Raw genomic sequence first — 21,017 nt, 5'->3', positions numbered from 1 at the left:
AATATGAATTTGGATCACTATGCGACACAACTTGCACATGAATCAACGTAATCTCTTTTCGATGTTGGCTATTTCAGCTTCGTTATTAGCAGTTTCTCCAGTGTGGGCACAGGCTAAAGCGGGCTCCGGTATGGCTCCCATCGTACCAATGCGTCCCGCTAGCTCTGCTGCTAATGCCAATCCCAATGAAAAAGGGCAGTTGGTAAATAAAATTGTGGTGGTGGTGAATGACGATGTCATTACCAGCCAAGAATTAAATGATCGTTTGAAGGCAGTAGAGAAGCGGCTCACAGCGCAAGGTACAGCCTTGCCAAGCAGAGCTGATCTGCAAAAGCAATTACTAGAGCGGATGATTGTTGATCGCGCTCAACTACAACTGGCCAAAGAAAACGGTATGCGTGTCGATGACATCATGCTGGATCGCTCTATGCAACGTCTTGCAGAGCAAAACAAAATGTCTCTGCAAGAGTTTCGTAATCAGGTTGAGCGCGAAGGCACGCCTTATGTACGTTTCCGCGAAGAAGTTCGCGACGACATCATGATGCAGCGTATTCGTGACCGCGAAGTTGATAGCAAGATTCAGGTCTCAGAATCTGAGGTGGATAACTATATCGCGCAAGAGGCTGCACCAGGTAAGGTCGCGCAAGAATTGAATCTGTCGCACATTTTAGTAGTCATTCCAGAGAATGCATCTGCGGAGCAAATTGCGCAACGCAAAGCCCGTGCAGAAGAAGTCTTGAAAAAAATAAAAGCAGGCGAAGATTTTGCCAAACTGGCGGTCACTTATTCTGACGCCAGCGAAGGTATCAAAGGCGGTGACATTGGTTGGCGTGAGCAAGATCGTTTGCCGCAATTATTTTTGGATTCAATCAATAAGATCAAGGTAGGCGAAGTTACTGAAATTATTCGCAGCTCTAACGGCTTCCATATCTTAAAGTTGACGGGCAAACGTGATGTCGGCAAGAGTAAAGCGGATAGCACTGTCGTTCAACAGACGCATGTACGTCATATTTTGATCAAGCCAAGTCAAATCGTGACAACGGCGGAAGCACGTCGTAAATTGGTTGAATTAAAACAACGTCTGGATAATAAGGCGGCTACATTTGAAGAATTAGCAAAGTCCTTCTCTAACGATGGCTCTGCTGCTAAAGGTGGTGATCTGGGTTGGATTTATCCCGGTGATACCGTGCCTGAATTTGAACAAGCGATGAATAAATTGGCGATTGGCGAGGTGAGTGAGCCAGTCGAAACACAATTCGGTTTGCATCTGATTCAGGTAACTGAGCGCAAATCAGACGACGTTTCTAAAGAGCGTCAACGTTTGCTTGCTCGCCAGGCCGTGCGTGAGCGCAAGTCGGACGAGGCTTTGCAAGACTGGCTGCGTCAGTTACGTGACCGCGCTTATGTTGAGTTCCGTCTGGACGATAATTAATGACAAAAATTGCCATCACAGTAGGTGAACCGGCGGGCATTGGCCCAGAAGTTTCTCTACTGGCAGCATGGCAATTACGGTCAGAAATTCGTCCTGTCCTGATTGGTGACGCTGCTTATTTATCCATGCTGGCAGGAGAAATTGATCCTGCTATGCAGTTGATGGGCGTGTCATTAGAGGCTCTTCGTTACACCGGTTTGCCAGCCTGCGGCGTAAATCAAATTACCGTAATTGATTGTCCTCTAGCAGCTCATGTAATAGCTGGACAATTAGATCCTCGTAATGGCCGTTCGGTATTGCATACGCTGGATGTTGCTATAGAAAGCGTGCAGCAAGCCTGGTGCGATGCGATCGTTACAGCACCCCTACAAAAAAGTACGATCAATGATGCCGGTGTTGCTTTTAGCGGACACACCGAATACTTCGCTGAAAAAACAAATACTGCGCAAGTTGTCATGATGTTGGCATGTGAAGCATCCGATCATTTACCACAAGCTTTGCGAGTCGCTTTGGCGACCACGCATCTTGCATTAAAAGATGTGCCTGCCGCGATTACTTTTGATCATTTACTTAAAACGCTGCAGATTATTCATCAAGACTTACAAGTTAAATTTGGTTTACAACAACCGCGTATTTTCGTTACTGGCTTAAATCCCCACGCCGGTGAAAACGGTTATCTTGGGCGTGAAGAGATTGACATCATCACTCCTGTGATTTTGCATGCACAAGGTTTAGGGATGGATGTGCGCGGTCCATATCCAGCAGACACGCTATTCCAGCAAAAATATTTGCAAGAAGCTGATTGCGTGCTGGCGATGTACCACGATCAAGGTTTGCCTGTACTAAAGCACGCTAGTTTTGGTTTAGGGGTAAATATCACTTTAGGTTTGCCGCTGATACGAACCTCAGTAGACCATGGCACTGCGCTTGATTTAGCTGCGCAAGGCGTAGGTAAAGCAGATGTCGGCAGTATGCTGGTAGCGATACGAGTTGCAGCTGGTATGGTGAAGGCGCAATCTCAGCACTAGCTTGCCAGAAGTATTAAGCGTAAATAAAAAACTCAGACAACGAAAGCATTTCGCTGGCAGTCATTGATGATTGCTTACGATCACAGCTTCTATCTTACTTGTCACACATGTTCTACAATCGTGACATTCAGAATACCCAAAAATCATGAAACACATACCTCGTAAACGCTTCGGCCAAAACTTTTTGACTGATCAATTGGTGCTCAGTCACATCACCAGTGCCATCAATCCTCAGCCTGATCAAACTATGGTTGAAATCGGCCCAGGTTTGGCTGCTATGACTAAACTCTTGTTAGAAGGATTAAGTCAACTGCATGTAGTTGAGCTGGATCGTGATTTGGTAGCGCGTCTGAAAAAGAATTTTGATCCTGCTAAATTGATCGTCCATGAGGGCGATGCTTTGCGGTTTGATTTTTCGACGATCCCAGTGCCGCCGGATAAAAAGCTCCGTGTCGTTGGTAACCTGCCTTACAACATTTCTAGCCCTTTATTATTTCATCTGGCCGAGATTGCACATCTGGTTGAAGATCAGCATTTTATGCTGCAAAAAGAGGTTGTGGAACGTATGGTTGCAGAGCCCGGTGGCAAAGCATATGGTCGCCTGTCCGTCATGCTGCAATGGCGCTATCACATGGATTTATTGTTTATCGTACCGCCGACAGCGTTTGATCCACCACCTAAAGTAGAGTCTGCGATTGTCCGTATGATCCCGAAGGCGGAACGTCTGGAATGCGATATTCATAAATTGGAACAAGTAGTGACTAAGGCGTTCTCACAGCGCCGTAAAGTGGTACGTAATTGTGTCGCCGGAATGTTTACTGAGCAGCAATTGATTGATGTTGGTATCAATCCGCAAATGCGACCAGAAACGATTCCGCTCGAACAGTATGTCGGTCTTGCTAGGTTACTCGCAGAACTGAAGCCCGATGTACCTGCAGATTGATTTGTAATAAATAGGGCTTACGCAAAACCAGCCCTGTAAATAAGCTTAGTTGCTTTAGCCTAGCAATACCGTTTGCCTGGATACTGATTTTTCTTATCTCTATCGATTTTTCTCCGATTGCAAATATGAACATTACTACTACGCCAGAATGGCAAACCTTGCTAGGGCATCAAACCCGTTTAGAACACGTGCATTTGCGCGATTTGTTTGCTGCTGACCCACAACGTTTTCAACATTTTTCTCAAGAGCTGGATGGCTTGCTGGTAGATTATTCCAAGCAAAGGATAGATGCCGAAACATTGCAAAGTCTAGTTGCCTTAGCCAGATTATCGAAGGTAGAAGACTGGCGTGACCGCATGTTTTCGGGTGAGAAAATTAACATCAGCGAAGACCGCGCTGTACTTCATACTGCTTTGCGGCACTCGGCTTTTACACCGTTCCCAAATCCAGAAGCCGACGTGATGCCTTTGGTACGCGCTGTGCGTAAACAAATGCGCGATATCGTCGAACGGGTGCGCAGCGGATTATGGCGCGGCTTTAAAGGTGATGCGATTCAAAATGTGGTGAATATCGGGATTGGTGGTTCTGATCTCGGCCCTAAATTGGCGACGCGCGCATTGTCGGCAATGCAGCATCCTAGCCTGAGTTTTTATTATGTTTCTAATTTAGACAGCGCCCATCTCGCGCCTTTGTTGGAGACCTTAGATCCGCGTACGACCTTGTTTATTGTCGCCTCCAAGACGTTTACCACGCAAGAGACCAGTATTAACGCCAACACGGCACGTACCTGGCTGATGGCCGCGGCGATGGAGGAATGGGCGGTCGCCAAGCATTTTATTGCCGTCACTTCCAGCCCCGATAAAGCGCATGAGTTTGGTATTCCTGATGCCAATATTTTACAAATTTGGGACTGGGTCGGCGGGCGATATTCTTTGTGGTCGGCGGTAGGTTTATCCGTTGCACTCGCAATCGGGATGAATGGCTTTGAGCGCTTGCTAGATGGTGCCGAGGCGATGGACAAGCATTTTTGTAAAGCGCCGCTAGAGCATAATTTGCCGGTTTTGCTGGCGTTGATCTCCGTGTGGAACACTAATTTTCTTGGTGCTGAAACGACCGCAATCTTGCCTTATAACGAGTCCTTGCGTCACTTGCCAGCCTTCTTGCAGCAATTAGAAATGGAATCGAATGGCAAAACGGTAGGACGTGACGGCGAGCCTTTGACTTGTCGAGCCAATCCGATTGTGTGGGGCGAAATTGGCGTCAATGGCCAACATGCTTTTTTCCAGCTTTTGCATCAGGGCGGCTGGTTGATTCCATGTGATTTCGTGGTGGCTGCTTCCAGTGATTATCCTTTGCCAGGGCATCAGGCGCCATTATTAGCCAACTGCCTGGCGCAAAGTGCTGCTTTGGCTTTCGGCAAAACTGAAGAACAAGCACGCATAGAATTGTCTGCCGCAGGTTTGAGTGAGAGCAAGATCGCTGCGCTATTGCCGCATAAAGTATTTGCAGGCAATCAGCCATCCACGAGTATTCTCATCCCTAGCCTTGATCCTTATCAGCTCGGCATGTTGCTCGCTTTGTATGAGCATAAGGTGTTTGTCCAAGGCGTGATCTGGGGTATTAACTCTTTCGATCAGTGGGGCGTTGAGTTGGGTAAGCAGCTTGCCAATCGCTTATTGCCAGCGATCAAAGGTGATCAGGCTTATGACGTTCAACTGGACACTTCGACCACGGGTTTAATCGCTTATTTCCGTCGGCATGGGCATGTATAAGGCAAATCAACGGTTTTAATTTTGATAGGACTACGCAAAAACTGTCCTAACTGCGTTGCAGCTCCTAGCTGTACCGAGACAAATCAAAGGTTTTATTTCGGATCATGTAATGGAGATAAGCTTTAACAAAAGTTGACACAAATTGACCGTCGGGTTGAAGCAAACTGAATATAATTGATTTAAGGCAATAAATTAATTGACTTGCAGAGATATAAATCACAACACTACACAATTGGCGGATCTATCATGTTGACAGGAATTATCAGTGTTCTCACCTTCGCCCTCATTGTTGGTGTGATCGGCTTGATTAAAGTAATGAACAAGATTGCAGAGCAATCTGATCAGCCACAATAAAAAAAGCTGTCTCTAATCTAAACAGATCACAGACAGCTTTTTTATTTAAACCTTCATTTGATTTGATCTGGTTCGTCCAGACCACAATTCCCTTCGTTTTTAACTGCCAAAGAGTCTTACAGACTGGTCGCTTGTTCGGCAGTTTTCCGCTCTATCAATTCTATTTTGTAGCCATCAGGATCTTGTACAAAAGCGATAACGGTCTTGCCGCCTTTCACTGGGCCTGCTTCACGCGTTACGTTGCCGCCTCTGGCTTTTACTGCATCACACGCCTTGTACGCATCTGGCACTGCAATCGCGATATGTCCATACGCGCTACCCAAATCGTATTTTTCGACGCCATAGTTGTAGGTCAACTCTAGTTCTGCGTGATCAGGGTTATTGCCATAGCCGACAAAGGCGAGGGTATATTTGTACTCGGGATTATCCGATGTTCTGAGCAATTTCATACCCAACACTTCAGTATAAAAATCAATCGAGCTTTGTAAATTACCGACGCGTAACATGGTGTGTAATAGACGCATAATAAAATTCCTTTAAATATACTGGATATGAGTATGATAATTGAAGCACAGATTGTCCATAGAATGATTGGACAATCTTCTAAAAACGATAGATACTCCCCTTAAAATACGGGGAGGTCGTGTGCTGCATGCTGTTTTAACGCATGCTTGGCATGTTCAAATTCTGGGAACACTGATTGTACTGTTGCCCAAAAGCGGGGGCTGTGATTCATCTCTCGCAAATGCGAGAGTTCATGCGCAATCACATAGTCAATCACCGTCAGAGAGAAATGAATCAGCCGCCAGTTCAGGCGAATTTTGCCTTGCGAGGTACAAGAACCCCAGCGCGTAGTCGCAGCAGACAGTGCCATTGAATGATAACTAACATCCAATTTTTCCGCATAGACAGGCAAGCGCTCTAAAAATACCCGGCGGGCTTCTTGCTGCAACCAAGCCTGTACCCGGTCTTTGAGTTGTTGCTCCCCCGAGTCCGCAGGCAGACAAATTCTCAGTTCGTTACTATCGCTGTCTAAATGAATGCCCAGCGATTGGGTGGCAAGAATTCGCAAAGTCAGTTGCTTGCCCAGATAAGGTAATTGAGCACCATCTGCCCATACCATTTTAGGTTGAACCTGATGCGTAGCCCGTTCACGGCGCTCGGTAATTTTAGCGACGATCCAGCGCTGCTTCTCGTGAATAGCCTGCTCAATATCACCAATTGTTACCCAGCGTGGCGCAGTGATTCTCAGTCCATCGTCATTGATTAAAAAGCCAATGGTACGTCGCTTGGAGCGCAGCAGACTATATTCCAGCCATTGCTCTTGCAGGCGGATCTGACGTTTATTCGGAGATTTTTCTGGCGGCGTCGATGATGTCTTTGGTGGTACCGGAAGACTGGACGGCGTTACTTTTTTCGGCGCAGGATCTTGCATTTTACGGCGGGGCGATTGGAACATCCCGCCGTCGTCAGTCCGGCTATCTGAAAACAAATCCAGTTGCAGTAAAAACTGCAAAGGCTTGGTCAATAATGAGAAACGTGATTTCAAAAAACTCTCTTGTTCCTGATTGATCAAGAGTCGCTCTGATCAATCCTTTTTGTATATATGCGGTGAGATCACACGCATTTCGCCTTCTATCCAAGCCTCTACTTTTTGCATCATTTCAGCCGCACTCAAACCATCAGGTGGTATTGGTTTGCCGATTGATACCGTGATCAGACCTGGCATTTTGATGAAAGAATTTTTAGCCCAGCATTCACCGGAATTCATCGCGATCGGTACAACAGGAGTATTGGTTTCTGTCGCCAGGCGAGTACCGCCCATTTTGTAATTACCTTTTTGCCCTACCGGAATACGCGTGCCTTCCGGGAACATAATAACCCATTGTCCATCAGCGAGCCGGCGACGGCCATGTACCACGACTTGGGCGAATGCATCCTTACCTTTGCTACGATCAATCGGGATCATGCGCATCAAAGAAATGCCCCAACCGAAGAAAGGGATGTAGGTAATTTCTTTCTTAAATACGAAGACTAAAGGTCTTGGCATGCAGGTCAAATAGAAAATGGTTTCCCATGCCGATTGGTGTTTGGACAGTAATATAACCGGTGCATCTGGCAGGTTTTCCATCCCTTTGATTTGGTAGCGGATGCCGCAAATTACTTTCGCTAGCCAGATCACAAAAACGTTCCAGCGCGCCGTCCAGTAGTAGCGCTTGTTATATGGTAGTGGTGCAAACAGCAAGCAAGCCATAGACCAGATCACTGTCGCAACAGCCATCAGGCTAAAAAATAAAACCGAGCGTAAAAAATAATTAAAACGAAGCATTGCACATCCTAATAAGATCACAGCTAATAAGGTCACAGCTAATAAGGTCACAATAAATTACAGAAAATTCTAGCAAATTTAAAAAGCGATGAGGTTTTGTGTTTGTTTGCTACGTTGTCAGAGTACGTCACACCGCCACAAAAAATTCAGCAGGTACGGTTTTTAAGAGAATATCCACCATCGAGGCGAGGTCAGGATAAATCTGTGTCCCCGGCGGTAGCCCACCTTTTTCAAAGGTCTTTTTACCTTTGCCTGTCAGTACCAGATGCGGCAAGCAGCCGCATACAAATCCTGCCTGCAGATCACGCAGCGAATCGCCCACACAATGGATGCCCTTTAAGCTGACATCATAACGACTGGCGATTTCTTGCAGCATGCCTGGTTTGGGTTTGCGACAATCACAATTATCTTCAGAGACATGCGGGCAAAAAAACACGGCATCAATTTCAGCACCGACTTGCTGTGCTGCTGAATGCATTTTTTGGTGAATCGCATTCAGCGTCGCCATATCAAACAGCTTACGTCCAATACCAGACTGATTGGTAGCAACGACGACTAAATAACCAGCCTGATTCAGTTTAGCAATCGCTTGCAATGAACCCGGTATCGCCTTCCACTCATCAGGAGATTTGATGAACGCGTCTGAGTCCTGATTGATTACGCCATCACGATCAAGGATGATGAGCTTCATCGTTTTCTCCATGATTTCTCCTTTTGAGTGATACGGTTTCTTATCGGTTCTTACGGCTTCTGTTTCTATTAGGATGCGAGTTTAGAAATATCCGCAACCTGATTTAACATACCATGCAACTCGCTGAGTAAGGCCAGACGATTATTACGTAAAGCCAGATCATCGGCATTGACCATCACATCGTTAAAAAAGTTATCCACTTCAGTACGCAATGCTGCCAAGGTTTTCAGTGCACCCGCAAAATCACCTTTGCCGAAAGCAGTATCAACTTCTGGCTTTACCTTATTCATTGCAGCATACAGAGCATGCTCGGCAGCTTCTTGCAATAATCCAGTTTGTACAACGCCTGGAGTACCTTCAGCTTTTTTCAGAATATTAGTAATGCGTTTGTTAGCGGCAGCTAGGGATGTTGATTCTGGTAAAGCGGCGAACGCTTGTACAGCTTGCAGGCGTTCCAGAATGTTATCTAAGGTATCGGGATTTTGTGCAACCACTGCTTCGACCTCGTTTTGCGCGAAGCCTTTGTCACGCAATTGGCCACGTAAGCGGTCATACATAAAGTTCAAAACATCAGCACTAGGATCTTTAAAGTTGGCGTTGCCAGTAAATTGTGTCAGCGCATCAGCAAGTAATTTGTTGAGTGAGAGTGGCAGACGTTTTTCTACCAACATGCGCAATACACCCAAAGCATGGCGACGCAGCGCAAACGGATCACGGTCCCCCGTTGGTTGCAAACCTATGCCCCAAATGCCGACCAGCGTTTCTAATTTATCGGCGAGCGCAACCGCGGTGCCTGTCGCGGTAGCAGGCAAGGAGTCACCCGCAAAACGTGGTTGATAATGTTCGGATGCGGCAGCAGCAACCTCTGGATTTTCATCATCATGTAAGGCGTAATACGTACCCATAATGCCTTGCAGTTCTGGGAACTCGCCTACCATATCGGTCAATAAATCAGCCTTTGCCAGCATCGCACCGCGCTCTGCCAACGTAACATCGTAGCCCAGACTTTGTGCGATTTTTCCAGCGAGTGATTTCACGCGCTGCATACGTTCAGCCTGGCTACCTAATTTGTTGTGGTACACCACATTTGCCAGCATAGGCAGGCGCGCCTCCAGAGTTTTTTTCTTATCTTGCTCAAAGAAAAATTTGGCGTCAGACAGGCGAGGGCGGACCACACGTTCGTTACCTTGAATGATATGTTCTGGCGTCGCTGTTTCCAGATTAGATACGATCAAAAAGCGTGAGCGCAATTTGCCTGCGGCATCGGTCAGTGCAAAATATTTTTGATTCGTCTGCATTGTCAGTATCAGACATTCTTGCGGTACCGCTAAGAATTCATCCTCAAATTTGCACTCATATACAACTGGCCACTCGACCAATGCTGTGACTTCATCTAGCAATGATTCTGGCATCAAAACCTGATCGTCCCCCGCTTTTGCGAGCAAGGCAGTGCGGATTTTTTCTTTACGTTCAGTGACATTGGCAATGACTTTACCCTGATTCAGCAGATCCGCAGCGTAGTCATTTGCGTGTGCGATATTGATTTGGCCGCTAGTCAAAAAGCGATGTCCTAAAGTGATGCGGTCACTGGTCAGTCCTAGCAGTGCCAGCGGTACCACGTCAGCACCATGCAGGGCGATGATGCGATGTACCGGACGCACAAAATGGACTGTCGTCCCATCGTGACGTTGATAGCTCATGACTTTGGGAATCGGTAACTTATTAATCGATTCTTCGACCGTCGTTTGCAAGCTACCGGTCAGTGCAGAACCTGCCGCCGTGTAGTTATAGAAAAAACTCTCAGCCTTACCATCGACCGCACGTTCTAACTGGCTGATTTGCAAATCTGGGAATCCCAGTGCCGCTAACTTCTTCGCCAGCGGTGCGGTGGCATTGCCTGCCGCGTCTAATGCCACAGAAACCGGCAAGATTTTTTCACGGAGTATTTTGTCCGACGAGGTCAGACGCACATTGGTAATACTCACGGCCAGCCGGCGCGGTGACGCATAACTTGTTGTGACAGAATCGCTCTCTAAAAAATCGCGTGACTTTAAGCCGTTGACGATACCCGCAGCAAATGCTTCGCCCAGCTTGGCGAGTGCTTTGGGTGGTAATTCTTCCGTGAGCAGTTCTACTAATAATGTTTGGTTCATTTCTTTTATTCCAGAATGGAGATCGCTTGCGAGCAGATGTATTGTCGTTTTTGTGATCGCTAAGATGTCACTAAATTTAAGCGGCTTTCAGTTCCGCATTTGAGGCAGTCTCTAAAGCGGCTTTTTTATGCTGGCAATCTGGAGCACAAATCGGGAAGCCCAATGCCGCCCGCGAAGCCAAATAAGCCGCCGCGACCTTGCGTGATAAGTTGCGGATACGACCAATATAGGCAGCACGTTCCGTCACCGAGATCGCACCCCGAGCATCTAGCAAATTAAACGTATGGCCAGCTTTTAAGATCATTTCATAAGCTGGTAAAGCGAGTGATTTTTCTTCTACTGCCAGCAATTTTGCCGCCTCAGCCTCGTAGCTGTTAAACAGCGAGAACAAAAAATCGGTATTCGAGTACTCAAAGTTAAATGTCGATTGCTCGACTTCGTTTTGGTTGAATACATCGCCATAGGACAAGCGCACTGTTTTGCCGTTTTCTTCGCGCTCAGTCCACACCAGGTCGTACACGTTTTCTACGCCTTGCAAATACATCGCCAGGCGCTCAATGCCGTAAGTGATTTCGCCCAGAATCGGTTTGCAATCAATCCCGCCAACTTGCTGGAAATAAGTGAACTGGGTAACTTCCATTCCGTTCAACCAGACCTCCCAACCCAAACCCCACGCACCTAAAGTTGGATTTTCCCAATCATCTTCTACAAAGCGTACATCGTTTTGCTGCAAATCCAGACCGAGCGCTTTTAAAGAACCAAGGTAGAGATCCAAAATATTTTCTGGCGCTGGTTTTAGTACCACCTGATATTGGTAGTAATGCTGTAAGCGGTTAGGATTTTCACCATAGCGACCATCCTTAGGGCGGCGTGACGGTTGCACATAGGCGGCGCGCCAAGGTTCTGGTCCAATCGCTCTTAAAAACGTGCCCGTGTGTGAAGTACCTGCACCGACTTCCATGTCATAAGGTTGCAACAAGGCGCAACCTTGCGCAGCCCAGTATTCTTGCAGTTTGAGGATGATTTGTTGAAATGTAAGCATTATGATGTTCCGCTTTGATGAATGGCGCAGACTGAAGTTTGCTAAACCTTGGATTTTAGCGGGTTTTGCCCTAGATAGGCGAATTTGCTTGCAGCACTGGCAGCTCAGATACTTGCTGAAATCGGCGTCACGTGCCCAAAAAAACAAGAGGCAGTCACCGGTTGGCGCTGCCTCTTTTTATTTGCTACATGAACAATCTTAAAGCCTTACATCTCTTTTGGACAAGCACCGAATTGATTTTCTGAACGCTGGCTATCAGTTGCCCAAAATACGATCAGTACGATGACGCCCACTACCGGCACCAGGCCGATCAATAGCCACCATGCGCTACGGTCAGTATCGTGCAGCCTTCTTACCGAAACTGCCAGTCCAGGGATTAGAGTCGCCAATGAATATAAGCTGCTAAGCAGTCCAGAATCGGCCCCAAAGTGTGATGTCCCGGTAACGCGATCAACGATCGATAATCCTATGCTGATTAGGATGGTGAACAGAGTAAAAAACCAAAATTCTTTACGACGTGAACGACCATTAAACTGAATATATTTTTTTAACACCAGCACATACCAGTCGAAGGCTTGTGAAATATCTTCCGACTCCACTGGCAGCGCTGATGATGTTGACGATACTGTCTGTGACGCGCCGCAATGCGGACAGGTTGGGGCGGTTTCGTGAATTTCTTTACCGCAGCCGCGACAAAATACCATACTCATTTTGTACCCTCTATAAAGTTGTATTGCGTAGTCTTATGTCTTGTATTTTTAAAAATCTTATTTTTTGAGAACGTATTTAGTAGTTGAAACCGCCAAGCGTTTTGTTCTCTAAAATTTATGTCCAGAGATTAATTCTATTACCTTGTTTGTCCGTAAAACTACCGACCACAATCATAATAAAATCAATCAGCGCCCAAATCCCTAGGCCACCGAGTGTGAGCAATTGCAAAATACCTGTTCCGATTTTTCCAACATAAAATCGATGTACGCCAAACATGCCTAAAAAGAAGCAAAACAGCGCAGCTGGAAGTATTCTTTTCTCTGATTGGGTTTGCTGTTGCAAAGTACCCTGTGGCGCACCGCAATGTGGACATGTGACAGCAGTTACATGGATTTCTTTTCCGCAGCCGCGGCAAAATACCATACTCATTTTTTTCTCCTTGTCGTGTTGGTAGTGCGTGATGACAGTGAATATCGATTACCAGCACTTGTTTTAAATAGGGTACTACCCGGGACCATCCTGTAACACTATGCAGCAAAAAATTACCAATAAATCTATTAACACTGATAATTTCATGAGAGTACTTGTTTTATTGAAACGACAAAACAAAAATGTCAAAAACTTGTAGAAACTGTTGGATTGATACCCTAAGCTCGTGCATAGATAGAGTTAAGAAATCGCTTCCCGCTTCCCGCCGGATAGGGCAATCAGACTGCAGATCGTTGGACGGAACTATTGTCGCTATTGCCACACTGACAGAAGTTATTTTTAGCATGTCGATTTTGTCGCATCTTATTCAACCCCAATTTTTATCCGAGGTAAAAATGTATTCCACTCGATCGACGATGTTGTCCCGTATCTATTCAGTTGCTTTGATCAGTGCCCTGTCAATCGGATCGCAATTTGCTTATGCCGACGGCTTAAGTGATTTAAAGACTGCTTTGGTCAGGTTGCAAGGCGCGACACCGGTGAAGGCAAATTTGGAAGCCAAGACCTGGAGTCGTCAGGGGGATGGTAAAGACGCAGATGAACGCAGTGGTATCGCCAGTGTGCAGATAGAAGAGGGGCCGCGTGGCTTGCAGGTGTATTACAGCAGGGACTTGTTGAGTCGACTGGAAACCGAAGAACGCGCCCGTGAAAAAGATCCAAAGGCCAAAACCCCAACGCTCTCTGCGCTCAACGATATTAATTCCAGCGAGTTGCGTCCGCTCATTTATGCCGCCAACAGTTTGTCTCGTGCAGTCGAGAAGGCGGTATTCAAAAATGAAAAAGCGGACACCTACAACGGTAAGCCCGCACGTCTGTTGAGTTTTGAAATGACCATCGACAAGATGACCGAGAAGGAGCGCAAGTACATTAAGAAGTATGAAGGTAACTTGGATATCTGGATTGCTGCCGACGGCACACCGCTGGCCAGTCGCATGCATGAAACCGCATCCGGACGTGCTTTTGTTGTGATCAGTTTTGAAACCAGCAATGACAACGATCAGATCTACGGTTTAGTCGGTGACCGTCTGGTAATGATACGCAAAGAGACCAAAAGTAGCGGTGCAGGTGCAGGCGAGAAGGGTGAAATGCGCAGCATTAAAACGCTGCAATTGCAGTCCTGATGCTGGACAAGCGTTACTTTTGCAACCGCCTTTATTCTGTTATCTATTCTACGATCTCGCAGCATAGATAAATATATACTCCTATCCTGTATATTTAATTGTCCATAGGTTAATTGGTCTATAAGCCAATTTTAATAAAAAATGGGGGGAGTATATTGAATTTTATCTATTTTTTGCTGCGGATTTCCCCATTTGATATGTTATTTGAGGCGAGACTGCTTCTTTGTCTTAATCTGAAGTTCGCCTTGATTCATTCCCTGCATTTGCCCTGTTCACGCCCTCCGCTTATTTCCGTATCTAAAATGACGCAAATATTTTCAACTGTGCAGTAATTTTTGCGCATTTCTGTGACAATGTTTCTTCATCTCAATTCTGTTATTTCATCTAAAGAGAGCACATCCTGTGTTCTCCAGACAATCGCTCCTACCTTCCGCCGCCATTCTGTTTTTTAGTCTGACCAATCAACTCGGCCTGGCGCAGACCGCTACTTCAGCCAATCCAGCTAGTCAAACCAGTCAAACTATGACTGCAAGCAATACCGCAGCGAACAACAAAAAAATGATCACTCACGATGTCTATGCCAATTGGCGCAGCATTCAGGGCGATAAGCTTAGCCGGGACGGGCAGTGGGCAGCGTATGCATTGGTCGCGCAAGAAGGTGATGGCGAGCTGGTCATCCGTCATCTTGCCAGTGGACGCGAATGGCGTCACCCGCGTGGTATTGCACCTATGTTTAGCGCAGACGCTCACTATGTTGCATTTGCCATCCAACCCACTCGTGCAGAAATCGACAAGGCCAAAAAAGAAAAGAAGAAAGGGGAGGATCTACCGAAATCCGGTTTTGGCGTAATGGATCTAAAGACGGGCAAAGTCGAGACGCTGGACCGTGTTAAACGTTTTGGTTTCCCGGAAGAGGGCGGCAATTGGCTGGCAGTCTTGCTTGAGGCGCCGAAGGACGAGAAAAAAGACAGCAAGAAAGAATCTGAAAAAGAATCCAATCCCGCAAAGCCGGACGATACTCAAGATGGCATATCCGATCAGCAAATGGCTGGTGGTAGTGCTGCCGGTGGTAAAAAGAAAGAGGCAGGCAGCGAGCTGCAGCTATGGGATTTGACCAGCGGAAAGCACATTAGCTACAAAGACGTAGCAGAGTTTGTCTGGGCAAAAAATGGTGGCTTACTAGCCTATAGCGTGTCAGTAAAAGACGCAGCAAAAACAGCTGAAAAAACTAGCGATAAGCTGACAGAAAAAGTGATAGAAAAATCAGCAGAGAAAGTGACAGAAAAAACCAATGAAAAAATAGGCGAAAAAACAGCTGAAAAAACTAATCAAAAAACCGACTCAACAATCGCCAGCAGCACCGACAAAATAAAAGAAGCAGAAAAATCTAAAGACGCTTCCAAAGAAGGTGTGTATTTATTCAGCACCGCCGATAGCAGCACGCAAAGTCTATTAACAGGTGCCGGAAGCTACAAGCAGTTGAGGTTTGACGACGTAGGCACGCAACTCGCCTTTGTCAGCAACCGTGATCAATTGCTTGCCCAGCGAAATGAAAAATCGAGTGAAAAACTCATTGAAAAACTCACTGAAAATACTACGCAAAAAGAAAAAAATAAAGAATCCGATAAAGCCAAGGACCCCGACCCGACCGCCTTCTCGCTGTTCTACTGGCATGTCAAAGATCAAGCCGCCAGCTTATTAGCCAATGGCGCAACTCCAGGCATGCCAATCGCCTGGTCACCTAGTGAATTTGGTGAGGTCGCTTTCAGCAAAGACGGCGCACGGCTGTTTTTCGGCACTGCAGAAGATCCAAAAATAGAACCTAAAGACGCGCCAGAACCAATGAAAGTCGATCTATGGCATTGGAAAGATCCAGAGCTACAATCGATGCAAAAGGTCAAGGCAGAAAAAGAAAAGCAACGCAGCTACCGCGCCGTCGTGCATCTGGCCGACAAGCGTTTTGTGCAGCTGGCGAATAAAACTATGCCAGTTGTCATTACCAATGACAATGCCCAGTTTGCGCTTGGCATCAGCGACTTGCCTTATCAGATTTTGCAGTCATGGGATTCTTTGTATTACGACGCCTATGCATTGGATTTGCAAACTGGCCAAAGTAAATCCTTAGCAAAAAAATTGCGCTTCGAGCCCGCTCTGTCACCTGCTGGTAAATATATGCTGGCATTTGATGCGGCGACCAGCACCTGGTTTAGCTGGAGTATCGCTGATGGTAGCAAGACCAACTTGACTGGCAAACTTAAAGTCCATTTTGAAGACCTTAAACAAGATACGCCAGAACCACGTTCTGCCTACGGCTTTGCAGGTTGGACAGAGCATGACGCCAGCGTTGTTGTGTACGACCAGTTCGATTTATGGGAGATCAATCCTGTCACTCATGTCAGCACGAATTTGACTGCTGGTTATGGCCGTAAAAATCATTTGGAACTGCGCTACGTCAGCTTAGATAAAGAACAAAAATTTTTGCCATCCGACCAAAATTGGGTGCTCGCTACGACTAACGAGACTGATCGCTCCAGCGGCTATGTACAGCAAAATCCCAAAGGTGGCGAACCGGTCAAACTGATCCATGCAAACAAAATGATCAGTGGCTTATTGAAGGCAAAGCTGGCCGATACTGTTTTATTCACCCAGCAAAGTTTTGAAGAATTCCCTGACCTGTGGGCCAGCAATTTAAAAATGCAATTACCACAAAAAATCAGCAACGCTAATCCGCAACAGAGCCAATACAACTGGGGTACGCAAGAGTTAATCAGTTACACCACCGCCGACGGCAAAAAATTAAAAGCCTTGCTAACCAAGCCAGATAATTTTGACCCCAAGAAAAAATACCCGATGATGGTCTACATCTATGAAAACATGACAGACAATTTATACCGTCATGTCCCGCCAGCACCTAGCCAGAATATCAATGTCACTCGCTACGTCAGCAACGGCTATATCGTGTTACGTCCGGATATTGTCTACACCACTGGCTACCCAGGTAAGAGTGCGATGAACACCGTATTGCCAGCCATCCAGCAAGTCATTGCCAAAGGCTATGTTGATCCGCAACGTGTCGGCATACAAGGCCACAGCTGGGGTGCTTACCAAATTAATTATTTGCTGACGCATACCAACATCTTCCGCGCGGCCGAGGCTGGTGCATCAATGGCGAATATGATCAGTGGTTACGGCGGCATTCGCTGGGGCACAGGGATGAGCCGCGCTTTTCAGTATGAACGCGGTCAGAGCCGCATCGGCGGAACGCCTTGGGGCGATCAGGCAAAGTACATCGAAAACTCACCGATCTTTAAAGTCGATAAAGTTCAGACGCCTTACCTGACCATCCATAATGACGAGGACGATGCGGTTCCGTATTACCAGGCAATAGAATTTTTTACCGCACTACGTCATCTCGGAAAAGAAGCCTACTGGTTCAATTACAACGGTGAAAAACATGGCTTAAGAGAACGCGACAACATCAAACATTACACCGTTCACATGGCAGAATTTTTTGACCATTATTTGCTAGGCAGTCCACGTCCAGAATGGATGGATAAACCGGTTCCTTATCTGGAGCGCGGTAAGCGTGATGTGATGGGATTGTTTAAAACGGCGGAGCAAAAAGAGCAGGAGGCAAAAGCCGATGCCGATGCTAAAGCGAAAACGGCTAAGAAAGAGCCGGCACTAAACTAGCGTTTTATATTTATTAACTCAGACTTAATCTGATAATAATTGCTAGATGGTTTAAAGTAGTTATTAGTTTGCAAGCAAATTGGAAGTGTCATTCGTATGCGCTTCCAATAAGATGTCAGCTACGTGGTGTATTTAGTAGGTATTAATCCGTGTTCATTTTTCCATGGCAACAGAGCGAACCAAAGAACTACTTCAACACAAAGCGTTGCTCCACGACTTCTTTACCCCACTGATTACCGGTGCGCTCTTCCGCCAGTACAAAGCCAAATTTTTCATATAGCCGACGTGCGCTATCTAATCCTTGAAATGTCCAGAGATGTACTTCTGCAAAATTCTGTTTTTTACAAAACGATATTGCCTCACCCAAAAGCTGGCGACCGACACCTGCGCCACGCAAACTATCGTCAACGATAAACCAGCGTAGATGCGCCAGATTTTGTCCTAGATGTTCGCCATCTATGGCGATTGATCCTGCAATTCGCCCTGAGTCCAGCGCCACCCACAGACCGTTCTGCGGGTTAGTTAATCGGGTCATAAATTCTGCAATGCCGGTCGCTACCTGGCTTTCAAAAAATTGCCCGAAGCCGATCAACGATGAGTAAAAAGATGCATGCATTTCTGTTACCCGACCAATTACGCCGGGTAAATATCCCTGCTTAATTGTAATGCCTTGATTTGATGTTGCTGAGTTACCTAGCCGGCTATTCTCCAGCGCCGCCGCATAAGTCTTTAAGCCCTGCGATATTGTGCGTTGCTGATAGTCGCTGAGCTGATCGATAGCGCTGGCGACCTGTCGCTGAGCAAACGTATTGATCGATGCCAAAGTGCGTTTGCCTTGTGGAGTTAAATTTAATAGTTTTGCCCGGCCATCATTGTCGCTAATCGTTTCTTTCAATTCGCCTGCTTCTACTAATTTTCGGATCATCCGGCTAATACTGGATTTCTCTAAATTCAGTATGTCCGCAAGTTGCGCTGCGGTCAGAGTGCGCTCTTCACCGATCTCTATCATCGCATGGACTGCGGACGGTTGATAGTTGGTCGTAGCGAGAGTTGTTTGCATAAACCCGAGTTCACGCACCATTTTCCTGGACGCTTTACGAATCGGATCAATATGGGAATGATCAGAATTAGGCATGCTCTCATGCTTGGATATAAAGTTGTATTGTACAACTAAATTATTTAACGTCGGGAAAAGGCAGAAAAGTTGAAAGAGCCGAAAAACTAGGGAGGCGATGCCGTCTCATTTTGACGACGGTTACAAAATAGTTTTCAGCTAAAAGTCTCATTTTTGAAAATTTCGCCGGGTATTTTCAAATAATCCGTCTTGATTGCAACAGCTTTGCACCGTCAATTTTTACATATCACTATCTGTTTTCCTGCTAAACCGTATTTTTTTACTTGTCTGTTTCATCGCATTTGATGAAAAACTCCTCTTTAAATTAGTAAAATAATTTACATAAATATAAATTGTGTAAATTATTTTCCGTGCCTATGATGTTCTTACAGTTTTCTCTCGGCTTAACGATCACTTAGCGTTTTTTTAGGTTAACGATCATCAGGCGGATATCAAATGGATTTCAAGTAAGTGAAAACTGGTTCTGTGAAGATGGGCAGGTTGATCAGACGGTAGCTAGACGGCGGACTGATCCTAAGATTTTTGTCGTAATAAGTAATGGGTAATAGGCAATACGCAATAAGCAATTGAATTCATGTTGTTGAAAACAGATTGACGACATTCGATCGTCATCCAACTTTTTAGGGAAGCAAAAATGAATAAAATGTTTTTGGGATTAACGATCAGAATGCTGACTTGTGCCGGCTTATTGGCTACACCTTTTACGACGCATGCCGCCAAAGTTTTTATGATGGGCGGCGCGACAGCAGAAACCAATAATGAAATCTATGCCGGATTGCGTGCATCTACCTCGCGCAATTGGACGCCTAACACCAGCATCTATACCAATTGCGTGACTGATTGGAATACGACGACTTGCCCCAGAGTTGCCGTCGTCACGGCATCGGCAGATACCGCTGCCTCCGGTGACAACGTGTATAACAATGATGATGCGACGACCGGTGCGCTGAGTTACATCAAGCTATTCCAAAAGCATGGTTTTGCGCCAAAGCATATCACCGCGCATGCGGATAATTACACCAACGATTCTTATTCTGGCAATGCAGCAGGGAACTCTAATATTGCCATCATTAATCAGGCCGACGTGGTGTTTTTTAATGGTGGTGATCAGTCGCGTGCTGCCAGAACTTTTTTAGCTAATAGCGGTGCTGATACGCCATTGATGGCGGCATTGCGCACTCGTGTGAACAATGGCAGTTTGGTGATTGCAGGAACATCGGCAGGCACCATGATTCAGGCAAATCCTATGATGGGCGAGGGCGTTGCCTACGGTGTTTTGTACTTCAACGCCAACTTTGCACCTAAGAGTGTTGGCAGCGCGACCGGTTTAAAAGATGACCGCAGCGGTACCAGTTCACTCGCTTATTTAGAAAATGCCGGCACGATGACTGGCTTTGGATTTTCTGGCACTAATGTCGCAGTCGATACCCATTGCAATGCTCGCGGACGTGTTGCCCGTTTGTTGGCAGGGATGAGAAATACCTCAAAAACGCAAGGTGTTTGCGTGGATGAGGATACCGCTATTTATCTCAATGGCAGTGCCGCAACGATCTACGGTACCAACGGCGTGAGCGTTGCCGATACGGCCAATGCGATCTTCCCAACGGCCTCGTATTTTAAAGTTACCGGTGCACAAATTACCTACCTGACCAGCGGTGATGCCTATAACTTTTCGACTAAAACAGCGACCAGCAGCAAGAGCCTGATTACACGGCCTTACAATGCAACCTACTATGACTCGGCTGCGATTTTAGACCCGAACGAGATTACTAAATCATTGACCTGGATCGTAGACAGCACCACGGCTTATAACGTCGGGACCGCACCCAAACCAGTCTATACATCGGGACCAACTTACCCGTCCAGCGCGATTGCTTACAAAATTAAGTTCTACAAAGATAGCAATACCAAAGGCTATTACAGCAGCGGAAAATATAGTGCTGTCAGAGTACTGGTCGATATTTATTGAACCTGTTACGTTGAATGAAAAAGCCGCTGATGTTGAGTCAGCGGCTTTTTTATTACTCAATTTCCTCGGTATATTTTGTACATCGTTGCAGTATCGTTTATTTAGTGCGAACATCAAATACTGGCTTAATCTCCTATTTTATAATGAAAAGAAAA

At 46.1% G+C, this 21,017-nt stretch carries 16 protein-coding genes; 7 read left to right on the top strand and 9 right to left on the bottom strand.

The annotated features are described in order from the left end of the window. The first annotated feature begins 37 nt into the window (after positions 1-37). The 4 genes from AAKU64_RS01270 (at position 38) to pgi (ending at position 5,175) form a co-directional block, all read left to right on the top strand. On the top strand, positions 38-1,432 hold the full coding sequence (locus tag AAKU64_RS01270; protein ID WP_503012683.1) for a peptidylprolyl isomerase: 1,395 nt from the start codon (positions 38-40) through the stop codon (positions 1,430-1,432). Beyond that, complete coding sequence (gene pdxA, locus AAKU64_RS01265) at positions 1,432-2,460, top strand: 4-hydroxythreonine-4-phosphate dehydrogenase PdxA (protein WP_354361043.1); 1,029 nt, start codon at positions 1,432-1,434, stop codon at positions 2,458-2,460. Before AAKU64_RS01270 ends, pdxA begins: the two co-directional genes overlap by 1 nt. 145 nt (positions 2,461-2,605) lie before the next feature. Then, positions 2,606-3,403 carry a 16S rRNA (adenine(1518)-N(6)/adenine(1519)-N(6))-dimethyltransferase RsmA gene (rsmA, locus tag AAKU64_RS01260; RefSeq protein ID WP_354361041.1) on the top strand — a complete coding sequence of 266 codons (798 nt, stop codon included), beginning with the start codon at positions 2,606-2,608 and terminating at the stop codon, positions 3,401-3,403. A 125-nt stretch (positions 3,404-3,528) separates the two neighbouring features. Then, on the top strand, positions 3,529-5,175 hold the full coding sequence (gene pgi / locus AAKU64_RS01255; protein ID WP_354361039.1) for a glucose-6-phosphate isomerase: 1,647 nt from the start codon (positions 3,529-3,531) through the stop codon (positions 5,173-5,175). A gap of 470 nt (positions 5,176-5,645) precedes the next feature. On the opposite strand, the gene gloA is transcribed toward pgi, so the two are convergent. The 8 genes from gloA to AAKU64_RS01215 form a co-directional block, all read right to left on the bottom strand. Further along, entirely contained in the window at positions 5,646-6,053 is a 408-nt protein-coding gene (gloA, locus tag AAKU64_RS01250) for a lactoylglutathione lyase (protein WP_323492610.1), read from the bottom strand. A 101-nt stretch (positions 6,054-6,154) separates the two neighbouring features. Continuing rightward, on the bottom strand, positions 6,155-6,988 hold the full coding sequence (locus AAKU64_RS01245; protein WP_503012685.1) for a M48 family metallopeptidase: 834 nt from the start codon (positions 6,986-6,988) through the stop codon (positions 6,155-6,157). Between the two features lie 129 nt (positions 6,989-7,117). Continuing rightward, positions 7,118-7,858, bottom strand: a complete 741-nt coding sequence (locus AAKU64_RS01240) for a lysophospholipid acyltransferase family protein (protein ID WP_354329383.1) — start codon at positions 7,856-7,858, stop codon at positions 7,118-7,120. 127 nt (positions 7,859-7,985) lie between these two features. Further along, complete coding sequence (gmhB, locus tag AAKU64_RS01235) at positions 7,986-8,549, bottom strand: D-glycero-beta-D-manno-heptose 1,7-bisphosphate 7-phosphatase (RefSeq protein ID WP_322117796.1); 564 nt, start codon at positions 8,547-8,549, stop codon at positions 7,986-7,988. Between the two features lie 68 nt (positions 8,550-8,617). Next, positions 8,618-10,702 carry a glycine--tRNA ligase subunit beta gene (glyS, locus tag AAKU64_RS01230; RefSeq protein WP_354361035.1) on the bottom strand — a complete coding sequence of 695 codons (2,085 nt, stop codon included), beginning with the start codon at positions 10,700-10,702 and terminating at the stop codon, positions 8,618-8,620. A 76-nt stretch (positions 10,703-10,778) separates the two neighbouring features. After that, entirely contained in the window at positions 10,779-11,744 is a 966-nt protein-coding gene (gene glyQ / locus AAKU64_RS01225; RefSeq protein WP_354361033.1) for a glycine--tRNA ligase subunit alpha, read from the bottom strand. 206 nt (positions 11,745-11,950) lie between these two features. Further along, entirely contained in the window at positions 11,951-12,454 is a 504-nt protein-coding gene (locus tag AAKU64_RS01220; protein WP_354361031.1) for a DUF805 domain-containing protein, read from the bottom strand. 115 nt (positions 12,455-12,569) lie between these two features. Beyond that, entirely contained in the window at positions 12,570-12,884 is a 315-nt protein-coding gene (locus tag AAKU64_RS01215) for a TM2 domain-containing protein (protein WP_322117800.1), read from the bottom strand. 395 nt (positions 12,885-13,279) lie between these two features. Here AAKU64_RS01215 and AAKU64_RS01210 point away from each other — a divergent pair, with 395 nt between their 5' ends. Both AAKU64_RS01210 and AAKU64_RS01205 read left to right on the top strand, forming a co-directional pair. Further along, positions 13,280-14,065, top strand: coding sequence for a hypothetical protein (locus AAKU64_RS01210; RefSeq protein ID WP_354361029.1), 786 nt, complete (start codon positions 13,280-13,282; stop codon positions 14,063-14,065). A gap of 402 nt (positions 14,066-14,467) precedes the next feature. Then, positions 14,468-17,758, top strand: coding sequence for an alpha/beta hydrolase family protein (locus AAKU64_RS01205; protein WP_354361027.1), 3,291 nt, complete (start codon positions 14,468-14,470; stop codon positions 17,756-17,758). A 187-nt stretch (positions 17,759-17,945) separates the two neighbouring features. Here AAKU64_RS01205 and AAKU64_RS01200 read toward each other — a convergent pair whose 3' ends face one another. After that, the gene (locus AAKU64_RS01200) at positions 17,946-18,893 is read right to left on the bottom strand and encodes a bifunctional helix-turn-helix transcriptional regulator/GNAT family N-acetyltransferase (RefSeq protein ID WP_354361025.1); all 948 of its coding nucleotides are present in this window, start codon (positions 18,891-18,893) and stop codon (positions 17,946-17,948) included. Between the two features lie 634 nt (positions 18,894-19,527). Here AAKU64_RS01200 and AAKU64_RS01195 point away from each other — a divergent pair. Next, positions 19,528-20,862 (top strand): cyanophycinase, encoded by a 1,335-nt coding sequence (locus tag AAKU64_RS01195; protein WP_354361023.1) that lies wholly within the window; start codon positions 19,528-19,530, stop codon positions 20,860-20,862. Positions 20,863-21,017 lie beyond the last annotated feature (155 nt).

The organism is Undibacterium sp. GrIS 1.8 (genome assembly GCF_040544445.1).
In the GTDB taxonomy this organism is placed as follows: Bacteria; Pseudomonadota; Gammaproteobacteria; order Burkholderiales; family Burkholderiaceae_D; genus Undibacterium.
The sequence above is the reverse complement of the archived record's forward strand: the minus strand, read 5'-3'. Positions and strand labels throughout refer to the sequence as shown.

What these genes read in the sequence shown, in the direction of transcription:
- rsmA (WP_354361041.1), top strand. Translation starts at nt 2,606, where the DNA reads ATGAAACACATACCTCGTAAACGCTTCGGCCAAAACTTTTTGACTGAT.
- AAKU64_RS01240 (WP_354329383.1), bottom strand. Translation starts at nt 7,858, where the DNA reads ATGCTTCGTTTTAATTATTTTTTACGCTCGGTTTTATTTTTTAGCCTG.
- gmhB (WP_322117796.1), bottom strand. Translation starts at nt 8,549, where the DNA reads ATGAAGCTCATCATCCTTGATCGTGATGGCGTAATCAATCAGGACTCA.
- AAKU64_RS01195 (WP_354361023.1), top strand. Translation starts at nt 19,528, where the DNA reads ATGAATAAAATGTTTTTGGGATTAACGATCAGAATGCTGACTTGTGCC.
- pdxA (WP_354361043.1), top strand. Translation starts at nt 1,432, where the DNA reads ATGACAAAAATTGCCATCACAGTAGGTGAACCGGCGGGCATTGGCCCA.
- glyQ (WP_354361033.1), bottom strand. Translation starts at nt 11,744, where the DNA reads ATGCTTACATTTCAACAAATCATCCTCAAACTGCAAGAATACTGGGCT.
- AAKU64_RS01215 (WP_322117800.1), bottom strand. Translation starts at nt 12,884, where the DNA reads ATGAGTATGGTATTTTGCCGCGGCTGCGGAAAAGAAATCCATGTAACT.
- pgi (WP_354361039.1), top strand. Translation starts at nt 3,529, where the DNA reads ATGAACATTACTACTACGCCAGAATGGCAAACCTTGCTAGGGCATCAA.
- AAKU64_RS01210 (WP_354361029.1), top strand. Translation starts at nt 13,280, where the DNA reads ATGTATTCCACTCGATCGACGATGTTGTCCCGTATCTATTCAGTTGCT.
- AAKU64_RS01245 (WP_503012685.1), bottom strand. Translation starts at nt 6,988, where the DNA reads ATGTTCCAATCGCCCCGCCGTAAAATGCAAGATCCTGCGCCGAAAAAA.
- AAKU64_RS01270 (WP_503012683.1), top strand. Translation starts at nt 38, where the DNA reads ATGAATCAACGTAATCTCTTTTCGATGTTGGCTATTTCAGCTTCGTTA.
- AAKU64_RS01220 (WP_354361031.1), bottom strand. Translation starts at nt 12,454, where the DNA reads ATGAGTATGGTATTTTGTCGCGGCTGCGGTAAAGAAATTCACGAAACC.
- gloA (WP_323492610.1), bottom strand. Translation starts at nt 6,053, where the DNA reads ATGCGTCTATTACACACCATGTTACGCGTCGGTAATTTACAAAGCTCG.
- glyS (WP_354361035.1), bottom strand. Translation starts at nt 10,702, where the DNA reads ATGAACCAAACATTATTAGTAGAACTGCTCACGGAAGAATTACCACCC.
- AAKU64_RS01200 (WP_354361025.1), bottom strand. Translation starts at nt 18,893, where the DNA reads ATGCCTAATTCTGATCATTCCCATATTGATCCGATTCGTAAAGCGTCC.